This is a genomic window from Bacillus sp. FJAT-27001 (assembly GCF_019039175.1).
GTDB lineage: Bacteria > Bacillota > Bacilli > Bacillales > Bacillaceae > Bacillus > Bacillus velezensis.
The window spans coordinates 20170-21883 of the sequence record NZ_JAHOAA010000009.1 but is presented as its reverse complement, the minus strand read 5'-3'; the positions used below and the strand labels follow the sequence as shown (position 1 = coordinate 21883).

Genomic DNA, 1714 nt, shown 5'->3' with positions numbered 1-1714 from the left:
TCTTTGAAAACTAAACAAGACAAAACGTACCTGTTAATTCAAAGTTTTAAATAAATCGCACAGCGATGTGCGTAGTCAGTCAAACTACTTTATCGGAGAGTTTGATCCTGGCTCAGGACGAACGCTGGCGGCGTGCCTAATACATGCAAGTCGAGCGGACAGATGGGAGCTTGCTCCCTGATGTTAGCGGCGGACGGGTGAGTAACACGTGGGTAACCTGCCTGTAAGACTGGGATAACTCCGGGAAACCGGGGCTAATACCGGATGGTTGTCTGAACCGCATGGTTCAGACATAAAAGGTGGCTTCGGCTACCACTTACAGATGGACCCGCGGCGCATTAGCTAGTTGGTGAGGTAACGGCTCACCAAGGCGACGATGCGTAGCCGACCTGAGAGGGTGATCGGCCACACTGGGACTGAGACACGGCCCAGACTCCTACGGGAGGCAGCAGTAGGGAATCTTCCGCAATGGACGAAAGTCTGACGGAGCAACGCCGCGTGAGTGATGAAGGTTTTCGGATCGTAAAGCTCTGTTGTTAGGGAAGAACAAGTGCCGTTCAAATAGGGCGGCACCTTGACGGTACCTAACCAGAAAGCCACGGCTAACTACGTGCCAGCAGCCGCGGTAATACGTAGGTGGCAAGCGTTGTCCGGAATTATTGGGCGTAAAGGGCTCGCAGGCGGTTTCTTAAGTCTGATGTGAAAGCCCCCGGCTCAACCGGGGAGGGTCATTGGAAACTGGGGAACTTGAGTGCAGAAGAGGAGAGTGGAATTCCACGTGTAGCGGTGAAATGCGTAGAGATGTGGAGGAACACCAGTGGCGAAGGCGACTCTCTGGTCTGTAACTGACGCTGAGGAGCGAAAGCGTGGGGAGCGAACAGGATTAGATACCCTGGTAGTCCACGCCGTAAACGATGAGTGCTAAGTGTTAGGGGGTTTCCGCCCCTTAGTGCTGCAGCTAACGCATTAAGCACTCCGCCTGGGGAGTACGGTCGCAAGACTGAAACTCAAAGGAATTGACGGGGGCCCGCACAAGCGGTGGAGCATGTGGTTTAATTCGAAGCAACGCGAAGAACCTTACCAGGTCTTGACATCCTCTGACAATCCTAGAGATAGGACGTCCCCTTCGGGGGCAGAGTGACAGGTGGTGCATGGTTGTCGTCAGCTCGTGTCGTGAGATGTTGGGTTAAGTCCCGCAACGAGCGCAACCCTTGATCTTAGTTGCCAGCATTCAGTTGGGCACTCTAAGGTGACTGCCGGTGACAAACCGGAGGAAGGTGGGGATGACGTCAAATCATCATGCCCCTTATGACCTGGGCTACACACGTGCTACAATGGACAGAACAAAGGGCAGCGAAACCGCGAGGTTAAGCCAATCCCACAAATCTGTTCTCAGTTCGGATCGCAGTCTGCAACTCGACTGCGTGAAGCTGGAATCGCTAGTAATCGCGGATCAGCATGCCGCGGTGAATACGTTCCCGGGCCTTGTACACACCGCCCGTCACACCACGAGAGTTTGTAACACCCGAAGTCGGTGAGGTAACCTTTATGGAGCCAGCCGCCGAAGGTGGGACAGATGATTGGGGTGAAGTCGTAACAAGGTAGCCGTATCGGAAGGTGCGGCTGGATCACCTCCTTTCTAAGGATTTTAACGGAATATAAGACCTTGGGTCTTATAAACAGAACGTTCCCTGTCTTGTTTAGTTTTGAAGGA

At 53.3% G+C, this 1714-nt stretch carries 1 rRNA gene; it reads left to right on the top strand.

Going from position 1 to position 1714, the window contains the following annotated elements:
- Positions 1-89 precede the first annotated feature (89 nt).
- Positions 90-1639, top strand: a 16S ribosomal RNA gene (locus tag BGM27_RS18455).
- Positions 1640-1714 lie beyond the last annotated feature (75 nt).